The following is a 20767-nucleotide window of genomic DNA, read 5'->3' on the forward strand; positions in this document are numbered from 1 at the left end:
AATCTCATAAAAATTTTGAAATTTGTTTGAAATATGTAAAAAAACAGTACAATAATAACATTAAAATCAAAACAAGTTAAAAATAGTTTAAATATATTAAAATATATCACAGAAAAATTAAAGAAAGGGGGACTGTTAAGTTTGAAATATAAGTTAATGTCCGCAATAATGGCTTTTTCAATGCTAGTATCATCAACTATTGCTCCGCTTGCAGCAAGCAAATCCTATGCAAGTGCAGAAATAGAAGAAAATCCTACAGTAATGAACGAAAAAACCGATGAAGTAGGAAATGATGAGAAGTCAGCAGAAACTAGCGACACAAAACTTGATATTCCTGAAAAAGCTGAGGAAGTTAAAGAACAAACTCCAACAGAGCCAAAAGCTGAAGCGCAAGAATCAGAAATACAAGTAGAAAAAGAAGAAGATACAACAAAAGAAGAAACAGAAACAGAAAAAATAATTGATAAATCTGTTGATGTGGAATTATACGAAGACAGTTCCTACGATACATTCTCCAATGAAGACATCGATATCAAAATCACAGGTAAAATGCCAGAGAATGGCACAATAAAAGCTTACGAAATCCAAAATGCAGTTACAGATATGGAAAAAGAAAATGTCCTAGCATTTGGATTTGAAATATTTGATAAAGACGACAATCTATACGATAAAAATCCTACAGATCAATATAAAATCGAAATCAAGTCAAGTAAAATTAGAGATTTAGATAAAATCTACCTTTACGAAAAAAATGAAAACGACATAAGATTTGCACAAACTACAGATTTCTCAAAACTTTCTGACCAAGTAAAACTTGAAAGTAAAGCAGAAGAATTTTCTATTACAAAAGACTTAGAAAAAGAAGAGGAAGCGACTCCAAAAGAACAAACAAAGGATGAAGAAGTAAAATCTCCATTCTTAAGGAATGAATACAAAAAAGAAGATGCAGAAAAAAACTCAGCTCAAAAAGAAATTGTAAAACCAAAAGAGGTTCTAGATAGCTTAACAAATTCATTAGAAGAAAAACAAACTACAGAAGCTAACAATGAGAAAGCGACTGAAGAAAAAAATACAGAAACTGGAAAAGAAGATGAAAGACCATCTGCTGATACAGAACTAGTAGACTGGAAAAAAGATTTATTAGATGCTCTTGCTGGTAATTTAGAATATAAACAAGCAGAAGAAGAAAAAAATAGTGACGAAACATCTGATAATGAAGAAACATTAAAAGAAGACAAAGAAGCTGAAGAAATATCAGAAAAAGAGACAAAAGAAGAATCTACTAAAGAATCAGAAGATATTACTCCTGACTCACAAATATCTGATGAAAAAGAAGAAAACTCAGAAGATAAAACAGATACTACTACTGAAGATGCTGTCAAAAATGAAGACTTAGATAAACAAGCAAGTGAAGAAAATATCGAAAAGTCTGAAACTAATGAAGAAACCGAAGATTCTAAAGATACAGAAGAAAAACTAACATATCAACAAGTATTAGCAGATATCTACACAGATAGCTCTTATAGCCAAAAATCAAACGATCAGACAAGGATAAAACTTTCAGGCCGTCTACCAGGATTTACAAAAGTAAAAGCCTATCCAGTAGAAATCAAAATCGAAGGCAAAGAAATCCTTGCAGCTTACGATATAACAATCTTTGATGAAAATGATGAAGAATATAAAGTCACAGAAAAAAATGATATCAACGTTCAAATCACAAATCAAAAGATAAAAGAAGCTAAAGAGGTAGAAGTATACCACAAAAAAAGTGAGTTTACTCCAGAAGAAAAAGTTGATATAGAAAATAAAAATAGAGACACAGTATCATTTAAGGCAGAAAGCTTTTCTATTTATGCTGTTACAGAAGATGATAAGAATACGGTTACCGTTGTATTTGTAAACAAAAATTATGAAAATGAAAAAGAACCGATTAGAGAAATATGGGATATACAAACACTACGTAACGGAGAATATGTGAAACAACCCGAGCTACCAATATTTTCTTACAAAGGTAAGTTTATCGGATGGTACTACTATAAATACGAAGATAGTATTGCAGCGGGTAAAGATATTTTTGGTGAAAAGTTTGACTTTAATCAACCTATTAAAGTTGATGAATTACGTAATAAATTTAAGGATGGGATTATATATCTTAAAGGACAGTATAAGGACGTAATTTATGTAGACTTCATCGATAAAAAAGAATACAAAGATAATGATGGTACTATAAAATATCAAGATGAGGTAGTAACAACTAGTGAAATTTCAGTAGGTGATAAAATTCCAGCAGATGAAATATCAAGAGAATTAGGTGAACCTGGATTTGTATTTTCCCACTGGTCACTGACACCAAACGGGGCCCCATATCCAATTAATGTTCCAATTAGTAAAACTTCAGATGGAGTTAGAAAAAAGGGTTATTACACAGAGCTAAAGCTTTATGCTGTTTATAAAAAAGCTTACACAGTGACTTTTGATCCCGATGGAGGTACCCCTGTTACTAAATTAGTGGTAAATGAGGGTGAAACAGCAAAATTTGGTGATCATACAAAACCTATTAAAGTAGGATATAAGTTTGATTATTGGTTAGATGAAAGTGGAAATAAATTTGATGAGAATACTGCCATCACTAAAAATAGAAGGCTAAAGGCCAAGTATACACCTCTAGCCAGTGAGTTTACTATAAACCATTGGGTACAAAATGCTAATGATGATGGTTATACATTGGAGTTAGATAAGATTGTGCCGGGGCAAACAGGTACTAAAACTGATCTTCCATCTTCTTATAAATTATCAGACCAAGAGATGAAAAATCGAGATATTATGTATGTCAAAAGTGACATAGAGAGTGAAAATCTTGCTAAATACATTAGGGGGGATAAGAGCACAACTATAAATTTATATTACAACAGAAATACATATACTTATAGAGTGTATAGGTATCCGACTGATGCTGAAAAAAATAGAGGCATTAGAGGTCAAGTTGATGTAGTAAATGAAACGTTAAAACACGGACAAGACACGTCAAGATATTATGATGAGGCTAAGAAAAAGCTCGCTGAATTAAATCAAGGAGAATATAACTTAAAAATAGGTGGTTTGACTGGAGAAACAGTACCTAGAGATAAACCAATGCCTAAGGGTGATTTAACAATATATGCATATAATGTATCTACTGTAAAACCAACCTGGTATCTAAAAATCTATGATATAGACACAGGTAAGTTATTGAAAACTATTCCGAAATATACTGACACAGTTATTACCCAAACGTATAGTCAGAAAAATGACTATCCTGGTTATGAATTCCAGTACTTTGAAAAACCTGGAACAAATTCTGCTAGACCAAGTAAAAATTCACATGGAATAAACAACGAAACTACAGCAAATTATGAAGTATGGGCATATTACAAGAAGGGCAAGTATACTCTAAGTTATTTTATTGGAAACAGTCAAAGTTCGGCTTACTATTATGATATTGAATATGGAAAGCCATTATTAAATTATCCACCACCTAATTATATTGCTGGGAAAACAGTAATTAACAACAAGACGTTTCAAGGTTGGTATGACAATATGTCTGGAGCTGGTAGATCAATCGACATAAGTACAGATACTATGCCCAATAAGGACCTTACATTATATGCTAAATGGGATTCTCAAACTCATACAGTCGTTGCATATAAAGAAAGAAATAATCCAGCTGCCGGTATAATAAAAAAAGAAATTGATCATGGCGAGATATTAAACAGAGATGATTTTAAAATCGAAAAACCACCTGCTTTGCAGGGTAGAGATGATGTGTTTTTAAAGTGGTATGCATTTATTAATGGCCAATTTGCAGAATATACATTCTCTTCTCCTGTTACCAGTGATGTATACTTATATCCTGTATGGGTAGCCAGAGACCCAGAAAATCCTAATGAGTTTAGGCAACTATCTACAGTTCATAAAGTAACATATACAGCTTGGTTATCAGACGGCACACCACATTCCTATACTGATAAAAATGATTATGTAGATAATGCTGAAGCTATAGTATTAGCACCGTATACAGATAGAAAATATCAATTTCCTGATGGTAAAGAAATCCAAATGGGAAAAGATCAAGTGTTTCAAGGTTGGCAAATTGATCCTGAAAGATCAGGCCCTAAGATAACTGAGGATATGCTAAATAAAATCTATCAGCCAGGTGACATTATAACTGTAATAGATGATATTGTATTTGAACCAGTAGTAAGTAAATTTCCACCTACTCATTTAAAATTAGTAGAAAAACGTCCTGTTAAGCTATCTGGAAATGACGGTGAAAGAATAATTGAAGGGCGTAATTTTGCTACAAAACCCCCAATTCCTATAAATGCAGAAGATTATGGGTTTAGAGATCATAGAGATTTAGAGAACCAACATTTAAGAGACAATGATATAGTAGAACTCCCTGGTCCTGAGGTAGACGAAAACAAAAAGCTTATGATAGCTAATGAAGGATACACTTTTAAAGGATGGTATCGTGAATCTGATTTAAATAAACCTGATGCCATGCCATTTCAACCTGGTGATAATATCATGCTTACAAGTGATGGTGAGGAAAATATACTATATGGTATTTGGGAAGAAAAAACATTTAATCTAAATGTGAGAAATATTATAAATGGTAACCTTCTATATGGTGACGAAACAGTCAAACTGACAATTGAGTACACAGACACACTTGGAGAAATTCAATCTAAGGAATACGAATTAAAAAATGCTGACTCTATTGACAATATAACAGTCCCATATAGTGGATTTAAAATAACTACTGAATCATCATCGCCAATGAGTAAGACTACTTATCAAGCGCAAGTGTTAGATGAAAATGGAGATAAGATTGGAACTGATAGCGGTAATGATATATATGACAAAGTTCCTGTGAACACTAACATAGATGTTACATTTACAACAACCATTACCATTCCTCCACCAACAGGCTTAATTGATAACTTCACCCCAATGGCTATTATGCTTGCACTAGCCAGTATGGCCTTTGCATATAGATTATATAGAAAAAATAAATTAGCAGGGGGTATTGATGAATGAATTAGAAAAAGTTGAAGAATTTTTAAGCAAAGTTAAATTTAAAAAGCAAACTATTGGCGGAGTGTCTGATGCTGATGTGCTGGCAAAGATACAAAAGCTTTCAGACCTCTATGCCGAGGCTTTTAAAAATCAGCAAATCAAATATGAAACTCTACTAGATGATAAGAATAGAGAAATAAAAGCATTAAGAGAGAATAGCAATGAGTGAAAAAATAAAAGTAGCTCCTGCGGATAGTAAAACCTCGCGAGATTTTGTCGATTTTACCAATATAAATAAAATAATCAGGCAAAAGCGAGTTGATGTCTCAAATAAAAATGCAATTATAAGTTTTTTTAAAAAACTATTACTAATCATCTTAGTATTATGGTTGTTGTTCACTTTTGTTTTTGGATTTTTTGTAGTTTATAACGACGACATGTTTCCAAAAATGGTACCAAGTGACTTGTTGATGTACTACAGGCTTGATAGAAATTTCTATGTAGGCGATGTAGTAGTGGTAGGTAAGAATGAGGCAGACTATGCGCTACGCTTAGTAGCAAGTGGAGGAGATGAAGTAGACATCTCCAAAGAAGGTCAGTTGATAGTAAACGGATCATATCAGGCAGAAACAAATATCTTTTATCCAACAGGAGAATATGACGAAACAGCAGAAGAAATCAAATTCCCACTAAAACTTAAAGAAAATGAAGTTTTTGCTCTAGGAGATATGAGAAGAGGAGCCAAAGATAGTAGATATTTTGGCCCAGTTGATAGAGATGAAATAAAGGGAAAAGTATTTGCCCTTTATAGAAGAAGTAAATTTTAATTGAAATTATCAATTACATGGAGAACTATCATCTAAGAATTTCAGTATTTAATAAAGATTTTCGAAAAAGATTTCTCCACTACGCTTCGCTCCGGTCGAAATGACAAACTAGGGGCATGAGCAAGTTTTAAAGAATGTAAAAAACGTATAATCCCACGCTGTCACCCTGAGCGCAGCGATAGCGGAGCCCAAGGGTCTCATAGATGAGATACTAATTAAGCTTAGGAAAAATAAAAATAGGGAGAAAAAATAAATGAATTTAAACAATATTTTCAAAAAAGTAAGCGGTATTGCTCTAGCAGGAGCAATTGCATTTGCAGGATTTGCAGGTAGTGCAAAAGCATCATCACCTACACCTAATAATGGTCAAGGTGAATCAACAGATGCTCCTTCTATCACAAAAACAGTAGATGCAGGTGGTAAATATTTCGGTGGTTCTGATTTCAAATTTAATGTAGCTAGAACTACTGTCTCAGATAATGAATATGGAAAATGGGTAAAACCAACTGCAGATCCTGGAATTATAGAAGAGGGTGAAAGAACAGTTAGGATTAATGCTGGGACTACAACCGAAGAATTAACAAACTCAGTTGATTTAGGAGTTAAAGCTCCAGCTGATTCAGTTCAACCAGGTGTATATAGATATGTAATTACAGAGAAAAATCCAAATATCTCAGGTATGGAAGAGAATGAACAATCATTTAATGTGGATGTGTTTATTCAAAGCACAACTGATAATAAACGTGAAATTGTTAAATATATAGTTTCAAGCAACGGAACAAAATCAAACCTAGAATTTACTAATAAAATCACAACAAATGATATTAAAGTTACTAAGAATATTACTGGTAACCAGGCAGACCTAAGTGATAGATTTAATTTTACAATTACATTTACTACTGAAAATAATGCTAATAACACTTCAGTACGTGTTAATGGTGAAGCTCTTCCAGCAGGGGGAAAAACTTTTGAACTAGGTGATGACGAAAGCTTAACAATTACTGGACTAGCTACAAGCGACCAAGTTAAAATTGTAGAATCTGAATTAGATGCTAATAATGTTGAAAACTACGAAACAACTATTGAAGCTACTAATACTCAGAGAGCTACTATTGATAATGCAAATAAAACCATTACAGCATATGGGGATGCGGGTGATATTACTTTTACAAATGATAAAAACGAAACAATTCCAACAGGTCTTATCGAAAACATCGCACCATTCGTATTAGCAATCGCAGCAGCAGGAATTGTATTCTTTGTATACTTCAAAAGAAATAAAGAAGACGAACAATATGCGTAATAGCTAGAATAAAATATTAAAAATTAAAATCTCGCCAGATTTAAAACGGCCCCTAGTCCCGGGAAGGGACTACCATACAATTAACTTTTTATATACCAAAGCCCATAGCAAAGGCTTAACAATTTAAACAAATTCCAAAGAAAGGAGCAAGCAATTTGCAGACAGTAGCAAATATATCGCGTATTGGCGAGAAAATACTAGACCGTATAGTCGCAATAATTTTAATATTGGTCATGCTTTTTGCAGGCTACTCCCTTTGGAATTCATATATGCTTTTTAGAGGTGGTTTTGCTGGGGATGAGCTTTTAAAATACAAACCTCAAATTACTGAAGATGGCGAAAACCCTACTCTGTGGGATTTGATGAAGATAAATGAAGATGTAGTAGCTTGGGTTACTATCGATGATACAAATATCGACCATCCAGTAGTCCAGGGTGAAGATAATATGGAATATGTAAACAAAGATGTTTACAAAAATTTCGCCTTAAGTGGTGCAATATTCCTAGACTATAGAAATAATAAGGAATTCAAAGATCCATATTCACTTTTATATGGCCACCATATGGACCAGGGTGGGATGTTTGGAGATGTAGTTTTATTTGAAAAAAAAGATTATTTTGACAAACACAAAACTGGCACACTTTTCTTACCAAAAGAAACCTATCGCATAGAAATATTTATGGTTAGCAAAATAGATGCCTATGATAGTGTGATTTTTAATCCGTCGTCAATTGCATCCATGGATAATAGGCAAGCTCTGATTGAACATGCTAGAAAAACAAAGCTGCACGAAAGAGACATTAATATTGGAAATGATAGAATAATTGCTTTATCAACCTGTGAGAAAGCAACTACAAATGGTAGAACTGTTGTCCTCGGTGTAATAAGACCTATGAATGGAGATAAATAATGAAATCATTAAAAAAATTAGAAAAATTAATATTAATGGCGATGATAATATTATTTCCATTTTCTATGGCAAAGGCAGCCGAAAAAATAAGTGTCCCTATATCTGTGGAGTGGAATTATGAAGGCCAAAAATGGGCAAATAGTCCCCACTTTGCAAATGTTATTATCCAAGCTCAAAACGGTGCACCAGAGCCAAGCGTAAGTTCATTTAACTATCCGGGTGATTATAAAATAGAATTTTACCAACCAAACTTTACAAAAGCTGGTAAATATGAATATCTAATTTATCAGACCAATCAAGATTTTAAAGAAGAAGGCAGGACAGTTACATTTGATAAATCAAAATACAGATTAATATTTTTTGTACAAAATGGACCAGATGGCTTGATAGCAACAGCTTATGCTTACAATGAAAAAAATTATGATGCAAATGATTTAAATGCTAACAAAGAATCAAAAATCACTTTTGTAAATGATGATCCACATATTCATAAAAACAATGGAGAAATTGTAGAGCCAAGCGATCCATACCATCCTTATAATCCAGAAAATCCATGGTATCCATACGATCCTAATAACCCTACAAATCCATACCTGCCAAACCAACCAAATAGACCGATAGATCCTACAAATCCAAATAGAAATGATAAAAATACACCTATCTATCCAACAGAACCTATCAACCCAGAAAATCCAAATAATCCAATGAATCCATCAAACCCTCCTGTACCAGGTAGACCAGATGACTATTGGCCAGAATATCCAAAACCAAGTAATCCGAATCAACCAGAACCTTGGTTGCCATGGCCATGGAGTCCGACTGATTCTGACAAAACAGAAAATCCAATCACACCAGCCAATCCGCCTAAAATAATTGAAGGCGAAAAACCATGGTGGTGGGATAAAATTACCGATGAAGATTTCGATCCTCAAAAACCACCAATTGATCCAACAGACCCTGAAAATCCAACAAAAGCTGTTGATACAACAAGGCCAACTGAACCTTGGTGGTGGGAAATATTATATCCAGGAAAAACATTTGACCCAACAAATCCTGACAAAACAGTAGAAAAACCACCACATCAGAAACCATGGTGGTGGGACAATTTGTTCCCAGAAATCCCTTATAATCCTGAAAATCCTAAAAATCCAATAGAAGATGAAAAAAGACCAAATGAAGAAGATGATAAGGAGGATGCGGATAAGGCTAATAAAGATAAAAATGTAAGCCCACCAAATGGAAATGAAGATAATGACCAAAATGCAAAACCAGTAAAAGAGAAAAGAACTCCAACAGCTGATAATCAAAATTCAGATGATAGTGAAGACGTCAATGCTTATAGAAAAAATGGCAAAAACAGAAATGCAAGCGACCGTGTCAAAACTGGTATCGAAAGTGTTGGCATCTGGCTAATTATTATGTTAATCTCAGCATTTTTCTTATATAAATTAGAAGATCAAAAAAGAAAAAAACCACATCAAGTTTAAAATTCAACTCTAGGGAGTAATCCTTAGAGTTTTTTTATCTATAAAGGTACGGACTTGTTGAAAAACATTGAAATTTAAATGTTTTAATACAATTTATACAAGTTGAAATTTTGACAAATTTTGCCAAATATTGTATAATTCAGATAACTATAATTAAGTAATAGACTTAAATTTAAAGAAAATTAGGAGCTAGAAAATGAAAAATAAAAAACTATATGCAGGAACTATTGCTCTAGCACTATCCATAGGGGCCATAGCTCCTCTGGGAAATAATGCGATTAGTTCTGTGGCATATGCGACAGAGGCAACAGATGCTTCTGCTAATAAGAAAACTATTGAAGAATTAAAAGCAAATTTAAAATCATTAGTTGATAACTATGATAATGTGGAAGAATCTTCCAGATATGAAAATTCAACAAAAGTAGAGAAAGAAAAATATAAAAAATCAATTGTTGATGCAAAAAAAGTTTTAGAAAGCAATGATGCCTACACTGCAAGTCAATTAACTGGATACATTAATGACATTAAGGAAGCAATTAATAATTTAGCAGCAAGTGCTAAACTAACAGTAGATGATAGAGAGGCATTAAGCTCAACAATTGCCATAGCAAACAAATTAGCAGGATCAACAAAATTAACGCAAGCAGATACGGATAATCTTATAACTTACATTAACACAGCAAAAGAAACACTAGCGGATTATTCAAAAAATAATGATGAAATTAAGAATGAAAATTCCATTCTTGCAAAAAAAATAAATGATTTGATGGACTCTTACTCTTTAGAAGCAAAAGACTTCGATTTAAAAGATACAGACTTAAATAATATAAATTCTAACGACTATAGAGCCATTGCTAAAGCGCATAATAATTTATTTAGCTTTCAGGAAAAAGCAAAAAAATTCTTTGATAAATCAGTAGCAAATAATGATAAGTTAACTTATGAGGAAAAAAATAAATTATCTATAGCTATTACAGAGGCAGCAAATGAAATTAATAATGTAAATGCAAGTGCTGATTCTTTAAACACTGCCTATAGCAATTTAGCGGCTGAGTATGACAAGCTTGTTGCTAAAATAGGTAGTGAAAAAACTATAAAAGAAGATTTAAAAGATAAATTAGAATTATTAATTGGTAGTGACAGAGATGAATTAATAAATAAAAATAATTATAGAATGTCCAATCCTGCAGCAAAATCTACATATGATAAAGCTGTTGAGAATGGAAGAGATATATTGAATAAAGAGAATCCATCTGAAACTGATTTACAAAAAGCCCTACAAAATATAAACCTAGCTAAACTAGCCCTAGCACCAGTTGAAACAAAAACAATTGATCAAAATCCTAGTCAAAAAACACCAAAAGAAAATCTTAATGATTTAATAAATGGTGCTGATGATTATAGGGCAAAAGACCCTTACAAATCAGCAAGTGATGCAGGTAAAAAAGCTTATGATGATGCAATAACAACTGCAAAAAATATTTACAATAACAGTAAATCTACAGATGCTCAATACAATGCAGCTATTCAAACCATAAAAGAAGCTCAAAATAAGTTAGCAAATCCAACAAATGAAGATCAAAAAATCTATGAGCTAGCAAAAAATATATTGCACGGTTTTGTAAATAACAAAGACCAAGTTACAAAAAATTCAGTATATACAAATGCAGACGCTGATAAAAAAACAGCATACGACAACGCTATTGCAAATGCCAACAAGCTTTTAGTAAAAATTGCCAATGGCGAATCTGTTAGCCTTGACCAGCTACACGAAAATATAATAAAAGTTGGCAATGCATTAACAGACTTGGGCTATAAAGAAGAATTAAAATACCCAAATACATTAAAAGAATTAATAGACGAAGCACCTTCATTTAGACAATCTTATGCATATTATTTAAAAAATAATAGTGAAAAAGATGCTGACAAAGCACTAATCAAAACTTATGAGGATTTGATAAAGTTAGTAAGTGATAATTTAGAAACTCTAAGTAAAGATGCGGACCTATCACAAAAATATGTAGATAGAATTAATGAAATCAAAAGAGAGATTGCAGGTCAATCTAGCAATTCTGCTCAAGAAGAAAATAAGAAAATCTTAAAAGAATTGATTGATCTAGCTACAAAAGTACAAGCACATCCAGATTATGTAACTGTATCAGATACTCAAAGCAAAAATTTAAATGAGGCAATTATAGCTGCGAGAAGAGCACTAAGTAATGATAATGCATCAGATATTGCAGCTGCTAGGACTTATCTAACAAATCAATTAAACCAAAGCGAAATAAAACCAATAGTTGAGAAAATAAAAAATAAAAATGAATCTGAAGATTTAAAAGAAAAATCACCAAGACAAAATATTGAAGATTTTATCAAAGGTGACAAAAGCTTAAGAGATTCTGTAAACTATAAAAAGGCACAAAAAACACTTAGAGATGCTTACGATAAAGCTATCGAAGAAGGTAAAGAAATTCTTAAAAAAGAAGACGCAAGTGAAGAAGAATTAACAGCTGTTGCAAATAAAATTATGGAAGCTATAAATGATCTCGATGGAAATAAATTTGCAGCCAGAGTTGATCAACTTAAAGAAAATTATAAAAATAAAGGCGGTCAAATTACAGACGCAAATAAGAAAGCAGCTGTGGAAGCAAAATTAAAGGCATTAGAAGATGAAAATGCAACTATGGATGAATTGATAGCTGCAGAAACAGAACTTACAAATGCCTTAAAATTAAATGGAACCAGCACTCCAATTGCAACAACAACTACAACCACCACACCAGTAAGTGGTACGACAACTACAACAACACCTGTAACTACAACAAGACAAGTTCCTGCAACAGTTAATCCAGGATCTATTGTAAGAACGGGTATAAAGTCATTAGTAGGGGTAGCAGCACTATTAGTAGTGGCCCTTGGAGCCTTTGCTCTAACAAGCAAAAATAAAGATAAAAATGAAAAAACAAAAAGGAGAGAAAACAATGAAATTAAATAAAACACTAGCATCAGCACTATTATTATCAGTGGTATTAACAGGATGCGACAACATGGTAAAAAATGAAAACAATGATGCAAATGCACCGGTTGTAGAAGAAAACACAGCTGAAAATGCAAATGAAGCTCAAAACACAGATGATAATGCACAAGCACCAGCTGAAACAACAGAAAATACAGCTGACAATGAAAATGCAGAAGAAGCTACAGAAAATGCTGACCAAGCAAACACTGAAGAAAATTCAGATGAAGCTAACGATGAAACTGCTTCAACTTCTACAGAAGGCATGACAGCAGAGCAAAAAGTGGAAGCTTTAGAACAAGCAATTTTTGATAACAGATCAAGTGCACGTGCAGTAGAAATCTTATTTGAACTTTCACCAGAAACTGCAAATGCTCACGCTGACCAACTAAACGAATTATTAGATAATTCAAACTCACTTTTAGAAAGAGCTCAATCAGCTCTAGACCAACTAAAAGCACAATAATCAAAAGACCCTTTGGGGTCTTTTTTACTTGGATTTTAAAAATACTTCATTAGGGTATAATTAAAGCAAGCAATAATTCTAAAAACTTAAGGAGTTATATATGACAAATAAAATTTTAAAAGCAAGTGCAGCCCTTGCAATAGGTACACTTTTACTAGTACCAAGTACAAAAGAAGTTTATGCTGCTAGCACAGATACAGCTGTCAGCACAGAACTATCAACAGCTGAAAAAGAATTTAAAGAGGCATTGGATAAGGTAAATACAAAAATTGTAGAATATGAATCATATCTATTAGGTTATGAATTTTTAAATTCAGACGAAAAATTTCAATTGCAATATACCTATGCTCTAAACGGTCTTAAAGATACATACAAAGAATTAAAAAATACCAAAACTGAAAACGCTGACTTTTACAGATTATACATCAAAAAATTAAACAACGGAGTAGCCATAGTTGAAAATGCCAAAGAAAAACTAAATGGCAGGGAAGTTGACAAAACAGAAATTATCAAGTTAACAACCGAACAATCACAATTCAGGGCAAGCGATGCATACAAAAATGCACCAAAAGAATTAAAAGATAAATATGATTCAGCGGTAGACTATGCTTGGAAAACTCTAGGAGAAAATGGACTTAACCTAACAAATTTCCAAAATGAACTAGCTATAAGTGCATTAGAGAAAGCAAAAAAAGAAATAATCACAAATGATCAAAGAACAAAGGCACTAGCAAGCCTTAGAGAAGAAATTGCAAAAATAAATGCAATTAATAATGACAAAAATCTTTACACAGAAAGATCATATAATAATTATAATAACGCAGCAATCCTTGCAAAATCTACAATAGAAAACCCAAATTCCACATTAGATGAAATCAAATCAGCTAAAGACTTAATAGAATCATCAAGAAAAAACCTTGTAAAAAAACAAACTGCAAGCGATATAAGCAGGGAAGAACAAATCAAAAAACTAAAAGAAGCTATCAGAAAAAACAATGAAACAAGAAGGGCAGCTGAACTAGTTAAAAAATTATCTCCAAATATTGCAGCAAAAAATATTGATTACCTAAATAAATTAATCAATAATTCTAAAAATATTGTAAGTCGATCAACAAAAGTTTTAAACCAACTAAAGGGAATTAGAGGATAAAACTAATCTCTAAGGAGGTATTATGAAATTTAATAAATATATTTTAAAAACATTTTTAATAGCAAATATTGCTTTTTTAGGACTTGGTGGACAAAATGCTCACGCAGCAGCCGCAAATGAAGTTCCAAATGTAGCAGAAAATGCACAAACATTAACCAGAGACCAAAACTTTACTAACCAAGCCAAACAATTGCAATTGGCAGTTGATGATGTTGTAAATGTAGTTAATTCAAACGCTTACTACAATTATGCTAGCCAAGAAGCAAAGGCAGAGTACGAAGCTGCGATTGCTGAAGCTAAATCTGTATTGGCTAGACTAGATTCTGCAAGTTATGAAGAGCTAAGAAATGCGATGAATAGAATAAATGTTGCAAAAAACAATGTAAAAACTGAAGTTAACCAAAAAGTAAAAAATCAAAGTAAAAAAAGTAAATTAAATGAAGCTATAAAAAGAAATCAAACCACACTAGCAGCAGCTAGACAGCTAAAGCAATTGATGCCAAACTATGCCAAAAAATTTGAAAGACAATTAAATGGACTGATGGCACAATCAGAAGCTCTAATAGCTAGAGCAAATAAAATGTTAGCAAGCTTATAAAATAATCCCCTACAAGCAAGTCTTGTAGGGATTTTTTTGTCCTAAGACCTTTAAAATGTGTAAAAAAAATGTATATTATATAGTGATACAATTTTAAATTAGAGAGGGTTTGCATTTTGAAAAAGAAATTTTTGGGTTTATCTTTGGGCATTATTTTGGCCATAAATCCTATTTTAAATACAAATTTTACGCCAAATATTGCCTATGCAGCAATTGATCAGGCAAAACTAGATAGACTTGACACCAGTGTTTTGGAACGAGAAATCAAGGCTGCAAAATATCTCATAAATAATATGCCGAATATTATTAGGGGAGATAGAAAAAAACGCCTAGAAGATTTGATAAAAAATAGCGAAAATCTAATTGTTAGGATAAATAATTACAAGGCAAGTTTAGCAGTAAATGACAATCTAAATATCAGAGTAAAAAATATTATAAGAGAAAATTTAGATAAGAGAAATACTAGTTTTACTGTAAATATCAATGCTTACACAACAAATCAACAAATCCAATCTTGGTTTTTGGAAACAGCAAAAGAAGATTGGTATTTTTTCTATAGTATGTATGGCAAAACAAATGTAAAAACCAAGTACGACCCTAAAAAAACTAAGGGAGATAAGATTTACATTGATTCTGCGACTTTTACAGTAAGCTACAGGGAAGACCCAATGATTGATGATCAGATAGAGTCATTTGCCAATGAATGGGTAAATCAAAATATCGGTGCTAGTGATAGCGACTATGAAAAAACAAAAAAGATCCACGATTTTATCGTAAAGAAAAATCAATATAATAGAGGCGATAGCTATGATAAAAGCGGTGGATTTTCAATCTATCACCCATCTTCAATTCTTTATGGAAATGGTGGAGTCTGCAATGCTTATGCGACACTTTTTGATAAGCTTGCTACAAAATCAGGTCTGGATGTAAGATATGCTACCGGACATTCCAAAAAAAATGGTGAGCCTCACATTTGGAATATGGTAAAGATTGATGGAACTTGGTACAATATTGATGCGACATGGGATGATCCTACCATTACTTTCAATGAAGGTTATGTACAAAATTTGGGAGATTTTGTAATCTATGATTATTTCCTAAAAAGTGATACAGATATTCAAAAATCTAGAACAATAGATGACAATCCAGACAGGCCAAAAAGCTATTCTACATTAAATACTGGTTTGACTAATACTACAATCCAAAAGATTGATGGAGAATATAGGGTTGTAAATTAACAAAAAAAAGACCTTTTTAGGTCTTTTTTTTGGTCATTAATAAGTTTTTTATAATAAAAAAGAGTAGCTAGCTAACTACTCTTTCTTATTATTCTTTCTTTTCAAAAATGCATTTTTTATATCATCAAATTCATCTACTTTTAAAACATAAATAATTCCAACATATATGATTGCAGAAAAAGCTATAGTTACTAGTAACCAAAGATTTGACGGTCTTAGCTGGTAGAAATATTTTGCAAATACTCCAAGTGCTGCTCCTGCTATTAAGATTTTGCCTATATTTTTAATGATGTATTTATTATCAAGACTTCCAAAGGTTTTTTTGTACATAAAAAATGCCATAATTACCGATGACAATTGGCTAATTGTTGTGGCCATTGCTAATCCTACTAGGCCATATCTCATTGATAGGGCATAGTCGAGGAAAATATTTATCCCTAGTTGGATAAAGGAAATAATTGTTGGAATTTTTGTATTTTGATTTGAAAAAAATGACAAATACAGCAAATCAACTATGGCTGGCCCCAGTAAATACAAGGTATAGGTAAATAGGACTTGGCTGGTTGCTATCATATCATTGTAGGTAAACTCTCCTCTGTAATATACAAATGAAATTATAGGCTCAGATAAAACCATCATACCAATTATAGACGGGATAAATAATATCATTATTTTTACCAAGGTCTTGCTTGTTAAGTTTTTCATTCCCTTTATGTCATTATCAGCAACTAATTTTCCTATTATTGGATAAGCTGTGATTTGAAATGGCACAATAAATGTTGAGCTTACAATTCTTAGGATTTTTAAGGCGTAATTTATAATTGACACCCCACCATCAGTTGCAACTAGAGAAGCAAATGATTGGTCGACAATGGTTGAAATATAAACTGCAGCCATGGAAAATATTGTAGGTAGGGACAGGATTATAATTTTTTTGACATTTTCATCAAAGGAAAATTTTATCTTACCACGTTTGAAACCTGTTTTTCTAATGGCTCTTGGAAATATTATAAATTGTAGAAAATACGCCAAAAATATCCCGATAGTCATTATCCATACATTGCCATTTGAAATTGCAACTGTGATTGCCAAAATTATATTTAAAATAATTAATGGCAGTGCAGGGGTTAGGAAATCTCCCTTAATTTGTAAGTATGCAGAAAAAATGGCGGCATAGATATTTGGATAAATGGTTAAAATTATGGCACGCATAAAACTTGATGCAATTTTTAATTTCTCTCCGCTATAGCCTGCTGCAAAAAGTTTTACAATGGCTGGTGCAAAAGCAAAGCCCAGTATCATAATCGCAGTGGTCAAAAATAGGGAGAAGTTTAAAAGATTATTTGTAAATTTATCTCCCGACTCTTCTCCGCCCTTTTTTAAAACTTCATTGTAGGTTGGTATGTAAGTTTTGCTTAGGGCATAGGTGATTACAGAAAAAATTAGGGTAGCCGCAGTTGTGGATGTATTAAAGGCATCGGTTATTGGGCCAGTCCCATAAAAGAAAGAAAAAATCATCTCACGAATAAATGAGAAGATTTTTCCTACTAAATTTAATATTATAAGTATCAGTGTATTGTTCATGATTTTCTATTGGCATAACCCAAGAGGAAATTGTCGATTGATTCAATTTCTAGGGTTATTAGCTCGTCTATTTTTATTTCAAATTGGTCAAATACTTGGGCATTTGCCTTATTTATTGCATCTATTACTATAATTTCATCATTATAATCTCTAACGTAGCCAGTTGATGCATCATAGTAATTAAAACTTGTTGCTATAGTTATAATTTTGTTGTGGTCTTTGGCATATTTTATCAAATCCCTAAAGTCAGGTTTTGATTGGTAGATTGCATTGTCGCTATCTCCAATCGAAATATTGCCCCAAAATCCCATGTATTTCTCAATTTTTTTCAGGTATTCAGTATTTCTTTCTATGCCATCTATGGTCGATTTATCAAACAAAAGATATCCGTCAAATTTGCCCTGGTCATCTACCAAGTGGGTAAATAATCTCTCTGTGTTTTGGTAAATGATATAACCTACAGCAAAGGAATCTTCGTCTGATGAATAAATTTCTACTAAATCTTTCATTTATTCTCCTAGTTATTTAAAAATCTTGATAAGAATGTTCTAGTCCTGTTATGGGTAGGATTTTCAAAAATTTCTTTTGGAGATCCATCCTCTAAAATTATACCTTTATCCATAAATAAAACTCTAGTCGATACATCACGGGCAAAGTCCATTTCGTGTGTTACCACGATCATGGTTATACCAGTTTTAGCAAGTTTGGTCATTACTTCCAAAACTTCACCAACCATTTCTGGGTCAAGGGCGCTTGTTGGTTCATCAAAAAGCAGTACTTTTGGATTCATGCAAAGGGCACGGGCTATTGCTACTCTTTGTTTTTGTCCACCAGATAATTGGGAGGGTCTAGCGTGGATGAAATTTTGCATGCCTACATCTGATAAAAAGCTCATGGCAAGTTCTTCTGCCTCTTTTTTATTTTTGCCAAGAACTAGCTCTTGGCCTAAAGTACAGTTTTCTAAGACATTTTTATTTTCAAAAAGGTTAAAGTTTTGGAAAACCATGCCCACTTGGGAACGATAGTGTCTTTCATCAAATTCATTTTCCAAAATATTCTTACCTTCATATAAGATTTCCCCACTTGTTGGTGTTTCAAGTAGATTTAGGCACCTTAAGAGGGTAGATTTTCCTGATCCTGAGGAACCAATTATGGAGACAACTTCATTTTTTTCTACACTAAAATTTATATCTTTTAGGACCTTTAGGTCGCCAAAGCTTTTTTCTAGGTTATTTACATTAATTATTGACATTTTTTGCTCCTGTACTTGATTCTTTGATATATTCTCTGCCCATTAATCTGCGTTCAACTACTAAAAGGATTCTTGTAATTACAAATGTTAGGATGAAATATATTAGGGCTGTTATTAGGTAGGTTGGGAAATATTGGTAGGTAGATCCTGCTACTGACTTACTCATAAAGAATAATTCTGTTACTGATATTACGTTAAGTACTGATGTATCCTTAATGTTTATAACAAATTCGTTACCTAGTGATGGCAAGATTGTTCTTACAGTTTGTGGAATTATTACATTTTTCATAGTTTGCCAGTGAGTCATTCCTAAGGCCTTACAAGCTTCAAATTGTCCCTTATTAATTGAATTTATTCCACCGCGGACAACTTCAGATAAATATGCACCTGTATTAATTGATACGATTAAGATTGCAGCAAACATTGTGGAAAGGTCTATGCCAAAATATTGTTTTAATCCGTAGAAAATAATGACTGATTGAACCATCATCGGTGTACCACGGAAGATTTCTACATAGGCACCTAGTAAAAAGTTAACTACCTTGTAAATACCATAGCCAATTGGGTTTTTGACTTTGTTTACTTCAGTTTTTCTGATAATTGCTACAAGTAAACCAAGTAAAAATCCTAAAATTGTAGATACAATTGCAATAAATAAAGTATTTACAATACCTTTTAAGAATAGGGAAGAATATCTAGACCAAATGGATTGCATTTCTTGAAAAAATGTTAAATTATCTTTGCTTTGATCTTCGCCAAAGCTTGCGATTTTTATCATATGATCCATAATATCGTCTTGTTCATCTTGAGAAATATTTTTCAAAGCATTATTTATATTATTTTTTAGAGGAGATCCTTTTTTTACACCTACGGCTATAGTTGTAAGCATAGGATCGATATCAAATCCTTCTTCAGGATTAAAATCTCTATAAGATAAATCTGTATTTGCATAAATGGCTATCATTGCACCGGACTTATCAGATACATAGCCATCTATGGTTCCTGCCTTTGTTGCAGCAATCATAGTTGGAAAGGAGTCTAGGGCTTGTTGCTTATTTACTCCATCCATTTGATCGATTAGATCAAGGTGGAAAGTACCAAGCTGTGCAGTGATTTTTGCATCTTTATAGTCGTTGATATCTTTGGCATTAGCATAGGCGGAGTCTTTTCTTGTTACAACCCCGATTGTTGCCTTGTAATAACTATCTGTAAAATCGATTTGTTTTAATCTTTCTTCTGTTGGGCTCATGCCGGCAACAATTGCATCGATTTTTCCAGATGTAAGAGCAGGAATAAGTCCATCCCAATCAATTTTATAAATCTCAAGCTCCATACCAAGCTCATCTGCAATTCTTTTTGCAACAGCTACATCATAACCATTTGCATACTCACCAGGAGAATTTGCAACTGGAATGCCTCCATTTTGATCAACTACTTCAGAAAAGTTAAATGGAGCATAATTTACTTCCATTCCAACTCTTAAAACTTTGCCATCCTCACTAGCAAAACTTACATTTGTAAAAGTCATTAATACTAGAAATAGGCTTAATAAAATCCTTCTTATTCTTTTCATCTCTTTTCCTTCCTTGGGTAAAATTTTACAAAAAAAATACACGCACACTTTCGCATTCTTGGGACGAAAGGCCGTGTTACCACCCAAATTCATGTACTTTTCGCAAAGTACATCTCATTAAGTACCATCATACTCGTTTGCTGTAACGTGCAATCACGTCTTTGAATCAAATATCCTCAAAGAAACTCAAAGTCTTTTTTCACTAATCTTCCAAATATCCCTTTCCACCAACTGGGACTCTCTAGATTTTTCCAAATAGTTACTCTTCTTCTCATCGTTGTTTAGGATATAATACAAGATTTTG

Annotated in this window: 15 protein-coding genes and 1 other annotated feature; of the genes, 11 read left to right on the forward strand and 4 right to left on the reverse strand. The window is 32.6% G+C overall.

Going from position 1 to position 20767, the window contains the following annotated elements:
* Positions 1–141 precede the first annotated feature (141 nt).
* The 11 genes from ACF3NF_RS05900 to ACF3NF_RS05950 all read left to right on the forward strand — a co-directional run bounded on the left by ACF3NF_RS05900 (position 142) and on the right by ACF3NF_RS05950 (position 16054).
* A complete protein-coding gene (locus ACF3NF_RS05900; RefSeq protein WP_394022587.1) occupies positions 142–5079 on the forward strand; it encodes an InlB B-repeat-containing protein in 4938 nt (1645 codons plus the stop codon).
* Entirely contained in the window at positions 5072–5287 is a 216-nt protein-coding gene (locus tag ACF3NF_RS05905; protein ID WP_394022588.1) for a hypothetical protein, read from the forward strand. The genes ACF3NF_RS05900 and ACF3NF_RS05905 overlap by 8 nt, the downstream gene beginning before the upstream one ends.
* On the forward strand, positions 5280–5885 hold the full coding sequence (gene lepB / locus ACF3NF_RS05910; protein ID WP_394022589.1) for a signal peptidase I: 606 nt from the start codon (positions 5280–5282) through the stop codon (positions 5883–5885). Before ACF3NF_RS05905 ends, lepB begins: the two co-directional genes overlap by 8 nt.
* 253 nt (positions 5886–6138) lie before the next feature.
* Positions 6139–7188, forward strand: a complete 1050-nt coding sequence (locus ACF3NF_RS05915) for a DUF7601 domain-containing protein (RefSeq protein WP_203126330.1) — start codon at positions 6139–6141, stop codon at positions 7186–7188.
* 155 nt (positions 7189–7343) lie between these two features.
* Positions 7344–8099: a class B sortase gene (srtB, locus tag ACF3NF_RS05920; protein WP_394022590.1), complete on the forward strand. Its 756-nt coding sequence runs from the start codon at positions 7344–7346 to the stop codon at positions 8097–8099.
* Entirely contained in the window at positions 8099–9586 is a 1488-nt protein-coding gene (locus ACF3NF_RS05925; protein WP_394022591.1) for a hypothetical protein, read from the forward strand. The genes srtB and ACF3NF_RS05925 overlap by 1 nt, the downstream gene beginning before the upstream one ends.
* 196 nt (positions 9587–9782) lie before the next feature.
* Complete coding sequence (locus tag ACF3NF_RS05930) at positions 9783–12581, forward strand: coiled-coil domain-containing protein (protein ID WP_394022592.1); 2799 nt, start codon at positions 9783–9785, stop codon at positions 12579–12581.
* The gene (locus ACF3NF_RS05935; RefSeq protein ID WP_394022593.1) at positions 12568–13068 is read left to right on the forward strand and encodes a hypothetical protein; all 501 of its coding nucleotides are present in this window, start codon (positions 12568–12570) and stop codon (positions 13066–13068) included. The genes ACF3NF_RS05930 and ACF3NF_RS05935 overlap by 14 nt, the downstream gene beginning before the upstream one ends.
* Positions 13069–13168: 100 nt before the next feature.
* Complete coding sequence (locus ACF3NF_RS05940) at positions 13169–14218, forward strand: hypothetical protein (protein ID WP_394022594.1); 1050 nt, start codon at positions 13169–13171, stop codon at positions 14216–14218.
* Between the two features lie 22 nt (positions 14219–14240).
* Positions 14241–14816, forward strand: a complete 576-nt coding sequence (locus ACF3NF_RS05945) for a hypothetical protein (protein WP_394022595.1) — start codon at positions 14241–14243, stop codon at positions 14814–14816.
* Between the two features lie 116 nt (positions 14817–14932).
* Entirely contained in the window at positions 14933–16054 is a 1122-nt protein-coding gene (locus ACF3NF_RS05950; RefSeq protein WP_394022596.1) for a transglutaminase domain-containing protein, read from the forward strand.
* A gap of 75 nt (positions 16055–16129) precedes the next feature.
* Here the strand turns inward: ACF3NF_RS05950 and murJ are convergent, their stop codons facing one another.
* Genes murJ through ACF3NF_RS05970 form a run of 4 tightly spaced genes read right to left on the reverse strand, consistent with a single transcriptional unit; the run spans position 16130 to position 20463 of the window.
* Positions 16130–17638: a murein biosynthesis integral membrane protein MurJ gene (murJ, locus tag ACF3NF_RS05955; RefSeq protein ID WP_394022597.1), complete on the reverse strand. Its 1509-nt coding sequence runs from the start codon at positions 17636–17638 to the stop codon at positions 16130–16132.
* Positions 17635–18147 (reverse strand): hypothetical protein, encoded by a 513-nt coding sequence (locus tag ACF3NF_RS05960; RefSeq protein ID WP_394022598.1) that lies wholly within the window; start codon positions 18145–18147, stop codon positions 17635–17637. Before ACF3NF_RS05960 ends, murJ begins: the two co-directional genes overlap by 4 nt.
* An 8-nt stretch (positions 18148–18155) precedes the next feature.
* Complete coding sequence (locus ACF3NF_RS05965; RefSeq protein WP_394022599.1) at positions 18156–18890, reverse strand: amino acid ABC transporter ATP-binding protein; 735 nt, start codon at positions 18888–18890, stop codon at positions 18156–18158.
* Complete coding sequence (locus ACF3NF_RS05970; protein WP_394022600.1) at positions 18877–20463, reverse strand: ABC transporter substrate-binding protein/permease; 1587 nt, start codon at positions 20461–20463, stop codon at positions 18877–18879. Before ACF3NF_RS05970 ends, ACF3NF_RS05965 begins: the two co-directional genes overlap by 14 nt.
* A gap of 56 nt (positions 20464–20519) precedes the next feature.
* Positions 20520–20747 (reverse strand) — a binding site (T-box leader).
* Positions 20748–20767 lie beyond the last annotated feature (20 nt).

This window comes from Anaerococcus martiniensis (assembly GCF_043187485.1).
Taxonomy (GTDB): domain Bacteria; phylum Bacillota; class Clostridia; order Tissierellales; family Peptoniphilaceae; genus Anaerococcus; species Anaerococcus martiniensis.

Bases quoted from the DNA above. Each gene is read 5' to 3' on its own strand.
- ACF3NF_RS05905 (WP_394022588.1), top strand. From the start codon at position 5,072: ATGAATGAATTAGAAAAAGTTGAAGAATTTTTAAGCAAAGTTAAATTT.
- lepB (WP_394022589.1), top strand. From the start codon at position 5,280: ATGAGTGAAAAAATAAAAGTAGCTCCTGCGGATAGTAAAACCTCGCGA.
- ACF3NF_RS05915 (WP_203126330.1), top strand. From the start codon at position 6,139: ATGAATTTAAACAATATTTTCAAAAAAGTAAGCGGTATTGCTCTAGCA.
- ACF3NF_RS05925 (WP_394022591.1), top strand. From the start codon at position 8,099: ATGAAATCATTAAAAAAATTAGAAAAATTAATATTAATGGCGATGATA.
- ACF3NF_RS05930 (WP_394022592.1), top strand. From the start codon at position 9,783: ATGAAAAATAAAAAACTATATGCAGGAACTATTGCTCTAGCACTATCC.
- ACF3NF_RS05935 (WP_394022593.1), top strand. From the start codon at position 12,568: ATGAAATTAAATAAAACACTAGCATCAGCACTATTATTATCAGTGGTA.
- ACF3NF_RS05940 (WP_394022594.1), top strand. From the start codon at position 13,169: ATGACAAATAAAATTTTAAAAGCAAGTGCAGCCCTTGCAATAGGTACA.
- ACF3NF_RS05945 (WP_394022595.1), top strand. From the start codon at position 14,241: ATGAAATTTAATAAATATATTTTAAAAACATTTTTAATAGCAAATATT.
- murJ (WP_394022597.1), bottom strand. From the start codon at position 17,638: ATGAACAATACACTGATACTTATAATATTAAATTTAGTAGGAAAAATC.
- ACF3NF_RS05960 (WP_394022598.1), bottom strand. From the start codon at position 18,147: ATGAAAGATTTAGTAGAAATTTATTCATCAGACGAAGATTCCTTTGCT.
- ACF3NF_RS05965 (WP_394022599.1), bottom strand. From the start codon at position 18,890: ATGTCAATAATTAATGTAAATAACCTAGAAAAAAGCTTTGGCGACCTA.
- ACF3NF_RS05970 (WP_394022600.1), bottom strand. From the start codon at position 20,463: ATGAAAAGAATAAGAAGGATTTTATTAAGCCTATTTCTAGTATTAATG.